Consider the following 5,436-nt stretch of genomic DNA (forward strand, 5'->3'; position numbering starts at 1 on the left):
ACGACTTCTTCGCGCTCGGAGGCCACTCGCTGCTGGCCACCCAGCTCGTCTCGCGCGTGCGCGCCACCTTCCGGCGTGAGCTGCCCCTGCGAGCCCTCTTCGAGGCGCCCACCGTGGCCGCCCTCGCGCAGCGCATCGAAGCCACGCAGACCACCACCGCTTCGGCTCCGAAGAAGATGATCGCGGTGCGCGCCACCTCGGTGCCGCTGTCCTTCGCACAGCAGCGGCTCTGGCTGTTGGATCAGCTCCAGCCCGGGGATGCGTCCTACAATCTGCCCGCCGCGCTCCAGCTCACCGGGCGCCTGGATGTGGAAGCCCTGCGCCGAGCCTTCGAAGCCCTCGTCCAGCGTCACGAGGCCCTGCGCACCACCTTCCACGAGCACCTGGGCCAGCCCACGCAGCGCATCCACGCTCCGGGTGACTGGACGCTGCCCGTCATCGATCTCGCCTCCTTGCCCGAAGCACAACGGAACGAGGAAGCCCGACGGCAGGCCGGCGACGAAGCGCGCCGTCCGTTCCAGCTCTCCACCGGCCCGCTGTTGCGGACCACCCTCGTGCGCATGGGCGAAGAGGCACACCTGCTGCTGGTGACGATGCACCACATCGTCTCCGACGGCTGGTCCATGGGCGTCCTCGTCCGCGAACTGGCCGCCTTCTACGCGGCGTTCAGCACGGGCAGCACGCCGTCACTCGCACCGCTGCCCGTGCAGTACGCGGGCTTCGCGACGTGGCAGCGCGAGTGGCTCCAGGGTGAAACCCTGGAAGCACAGATCGGCTACTGGAAGGAGAAGCTCTCAGGTGCGCCGGCCGCGCTGGAGCTACCCACCGACCGGCCCCGTCCCCCAGTGCAGTCGCACCGAGGCTCGACAGTGCCCGTGCGGCTCTCACTGCCTGTCTCCGAGGCGCTCAAGACGCTGGCCCAGCGTGAAGGCGCGACGCCCTTCATGACGCTGCTGGCCGCGTTCCAGGTGCTCTTGTCGCGTTACGCCGACCAGGACGACATCAGCGTGGGCTCTCCCATCGCCGGCCGCACCCAGGAGGAGACGGAGGGCCTCATCGGCTTCTTCGTCAACACGCTGGTGCTGCGTGCACACCTGAAGCCTCAGGCGACGTTCCGCGAGCTGTTGGCCCAGGTGCGCGGCACCACACTCGCGGCCTACGAGCACCAGCACCTGCCCTTCGAGAAGCTCGTCGAAGCGCTCCAGCCCACACGCGACCTGAGCCGCGGGCCACTCTTCCAGGCGATGTTCATCCTGCAGAACACGCCCACCGAGGCGCTGCGCCTGCCAGGCCTGTCCTTCCAGTCGCTGCCGCTCGAAGCGCACTTCGCCAAGTTCGACCTCACCCTGGCGTTGCGAGACACGCCGACGGGGCTCAGTGGCTCGCTGGAGTACGCGACGGACCTCTTCGATGCCTCGACCATCGAGCGCATGGCGGGCCACCTGGGCGTGCTGCTGGAGGCCATCGCGGCGAAGCCAGACACCCGGCTCGCGGACCTGCCACTGCTCACCGACACGGAACGCCAGCAACTCCTCGTCGAATGGAATCCGCGCACGCCTGCGACAGAGCGCGAGTCCAGCATCGCCGCGCTGGTGGAGGCCCAGGTGCGCCGCACCCCTGACGCCGTGGCGGTCATCACCCCGGAACGGCGTCTGACGTACCGGGAGGTGGACGCACGCGCCAATCAGCTCGCGCACCGGTTGCGCGGCCTCGGTGTGGGGCCGGAAGTCCGAGTAGGCCTGTGCGTGGAGCGCACGGAGGACCTCGTCATCGGGGCCCTTGGCATCCTCAAGGCCGGTGGCGCTTATGTGCCATTGGACCCCAGCTACCCGCGCGAGCGTCTGGGCTGGCTGCTGGAGGACGCCCAGGGGCCCGCGCTGGTGGCGCACTCGCACCTGCTCGCCTCCCTCCCGGAGCACTCCGCCACGCCGGTGTGCCTGGACACGGACGCGGAGCTGGCGAAGCAGCCCACCACGGCGCCTGCGGTGGACATGCTCCCTGGCCACCTTGCCTACCTCATCTACACCTCGGGCAGCACGGGCCGCCCCAAGGGTGTCGCCATCACCCACGGCAATGCCGTGGCCTTCCTGCACTGGGCCCTGGCGACGTACTCCCCCGAAGAACTCAAGGGCGTCCTCGCGGCGACAAGCCTCAACTTCGACCTGTCAGTGTTCGAGCTCTTCGCCCCGCTCGCCAGCGGAGGCGCCGTGGTGGTGGCACGCAACGCCTTGCATCTGGCGGAGCTGCCCACTGCTTCGGAGGTCACGCTCATCAACACCGTGCCCTCCGCCATGGCCCAACTGGTGCGTCTGGGCTCGGTACCGGCGGGAGTGCGCGTCATCAATCTCGCCGGTGAAGCGCTGCCGGACACGCTGGCGAAGCAGGTCTATGCCGTGCCTTCGGTGCGGAAGCTCTACAACCTCTACGGCCCCTCCGAGGACACGACGTACTCGACAAGCTCACTGGTGGGACGCGAGGAGGTGCCGCTCATCGGCCGCCCCCTGCCGGACACGCGCGCCTACGTCCTCGACGCCACGCTCCAGCCCGTACCGGTGGGTGTCGCCGGTGAGCTGTACCTGGCGGGCGAAGGCCAGGCTCGCGGCTACCTGCTGCGACCGGACCTCACCGCGGAGCGCTTCCTTCCGGAGCCGTACGGCCCTCCGGGTGGCCGCATGTACCGCACGGGTGACCGCGTCCGGTACCGCCAGGACGGGCGGTTGGAGTACCTCGGCCGCGTCGACTTCCAGGTGAAGGTCCGTGGCTTCCGCATCGAACTGGGCGAGGTGGAGTCCGCGCTCCGTCGTGCGACGTCCATCAAGGACGCGGTGGTGGTGGCGAAGGGTGAAGCCGCCGACAAGCGCCTCGTCGCCTACGTCGTCGCGAAGGCCGGCGAGTCGCTTGAGGTGGAGCCCCTCAAGGCGCAACTGCGTCAGGGCCTGCCCGAGTACATGGTGCCCGGCACGGTGGTGGTGCTGAACGCTCTGCCGCTCAACTCCAACGGCAAGGTGGACCGCAAGGCCCTGCCGGAGCCCGAGGCGCCCCAGTCGGGGAGCACCTACCTTGCACCGCGCACGCAGACGGAGGCGAAGCTCGCGGCCATCTGGGCCGAAGTGCTTCGGCTGCCGCAGGTGGGCGTGCGGGACTCCTTCTTCGAACTGGGCGGGCACTCGCTGCTCGCCACCCAGGTGGTGTCGCGCGTGCGCGCGGAGCTGAGCGTGGAGCTGCCCCTGCGCGCGCTCTTCGAATCACCCACGGTGGAAGGACTGGCCCTGCGCCTGGCCGGCCTCACGGGAGTTAGCGCCACAGCCCTCACGCGCGTCTCGCATGAAGGTCCGCGGCCCCTCTCCTTCGCACAGCAGCGCCTCTGGCTGTTGGATCAGCTCCAGCCCGGGGACGCGTCCTACAACCTGCCCACCGCGCTCCAGCTCACCGGGCGCCTGGATGTGGAAGCCCTGCGCCGAGCCTTCGAAGCCCTTGTCCAGCGCCACGAGGCCCTGCGCACCACCTTCCACGAGCACCTGGGCCAACCCACGCAGCTCATCCATGCCCCGGGTGACTGGACGCTGCCCGTCATCGACCTCACCTCCCTGCCCGAAGCCCAACGGAACGAGGAAGCCCGACGGCAGGCCGGCGACGAAGCGCGCCGTCCGTTCCAGCTCTCCACCGGCCCGCTGTTGCGCAGCACGCTGGTGCGGCTGGGCGAAGAGGAGCACCTGCTGCTGGTGACGATGCACCACATCGTCTCCGACGGCTGGTCCATGGGCGTCCTCGTCCGCGAGCTGGCCGCCTTCTACGCGGCGTTCAGCACGGGCGGCACGCCGATCCTCCCGCCCCTGCCCGTGCAGTACGCCGACTTCGCGACGTGGCAGCGCGACTGGCTCCAGGGCGAGACCCTGGACGCGCAGATGGGCTACTGGAAGCAGCAGCTCACGGGAGCACCGGCCGCACTGGAGCTGCCCACCGACCGTCCGCGTCCCCCAGTGCAGTCGCATCGCGGCACCACGTTCGGCATGCAGATTCCCACGCAGGTCTCGGATGCCCTCAAGGCCCTGGCCCAACGTGAAGGCGCGACGCCCTTCATGACGCTGCTCGCGGCCTACCAAGTGCTCCTGTCGCGTTACGCCGACCAGGACGACATCAGCGTGGGCTCTCCCATCGCCGGCCGCACCCAGGAGGAGACGGAGGGCCTCATCGGCTTCTTCGTCAACACGCTGGTGCTGCGTGCGCACCTGAAGCCTCAGGCGACATTCCGCGAGCTGTTGGCCCAGGTGCGCGGCACCACACTCGCGGCCTACGAGCACCAGCACCTGCCCTTCGAGAAGCTCGTCGAAGCGCTCCAGCCCACACGCGACCTGAGCCGCGGGCCACTCTTCCAGGCGATGTTCATCCTGCAGAACACGCCCACCGAGGCGCTGCGCCTGCCAGGCCTGTCCTTCCAGTCGCTGCCGCTCGAAGCGCACTTCGCCAAGTTCGACCTCACCCTGGCGTTGCGAGACACGCCGACGGGGCTCAGTGGCTCGCTGGAGTACGCGACGGACCTCTTCGATGCCTCGACCATCGAGCGCATGGCGGGCCACCTGGGCGTGCTGCTGGAGGCCATCGCGGCGAAGCCAGACACCCGGCTCGCGGACCTGCCACTGCTCACCGACACGGAACGCCAGCAACTCCTCGTCGAATGGAATCCGCGCACGCCTGCGACAGAGCGCGAGTCCAGCATCGCCGCGCTGGTGGAGGCCCAGGTGCGCCGCACCCCTGACGCCGTGGCGGTCATCACCCCGGAACGGCGTCTGACGTACCGGGAGGTGGACGCACGCGCCAATCAGCTCGCGCACCGGTTGCGCGGCCTCGGTGTGGGGCCGGAAGTCCGAGTAGGCCTGTGCGTGGAGCGCACGGAGGACCTCGTCATCGGGGCCCTTGGCATCCTCAAGGCCGGTGGCGCTTATGTGCCATTGGACCCCAGCTACCCGCGCGAGCGTCTGGGCTGGCTGCTGGAGGACGCCCAGGGGCCCGCGCTGGTGGCGCACTCGCACCTGCTCGCCTCCCTCCCGGAGCACTCCGCCACGCCGGTGTGCCTGGACACGGACGCGGAGCTGGCGAAGCAGCCCACCACGGCGCCTGCGGTGGACATGCTCCCTGGCCACCTTGCCTACCTCATCTACACCTCGGGCAGCACGGGCCGCCCCAAGGGTGTCGCCATCACCCACGGCAACGCCGTGGCCTTCTTGCACTGGGCCCTGGCGACCTACGCGCCAGAGGAGTTGAAGGGCGTCCTCGCGGCGACGAGCCTCAACTTCGACCTCTCGGTGTTCGAGTTGTTCGCCCCGCTCGCCAGCGGCGGCGCCGTGGTGGTGGCGCGCAATGCCTTGCACCTGGCGGAGCTGCCCACCGCTTCGGAGGTAACGCTCGTCAACACCGTGCCCTCCGCCATGGCCCAAC

Annotated in this window: 1 protein-coding gene; it reads left to right on the forward strand. The window is 69.6% G+C overall.

Features of this window, described 5'->3' with window-relative positions:
• Positions 1-5,436: non-ribosomal peptide synthetase (locus tag D7V93_RS36800; RefSeq protein WP_120647798.1), on the forward strand; the 5,436-nt coding region annotated here is incomplete at both ends.

Origin of the sequence: Corallococcus llansteffanensis (assembly GCF_003612055.1) — a bacterium.
Classification (GTDB): domain Bacteria; phylum Myxococcota; class Myxococcia; order Myxococcales; family Myxococcaceae; genus Corallococcus; species Corallococcus llansteffanensis.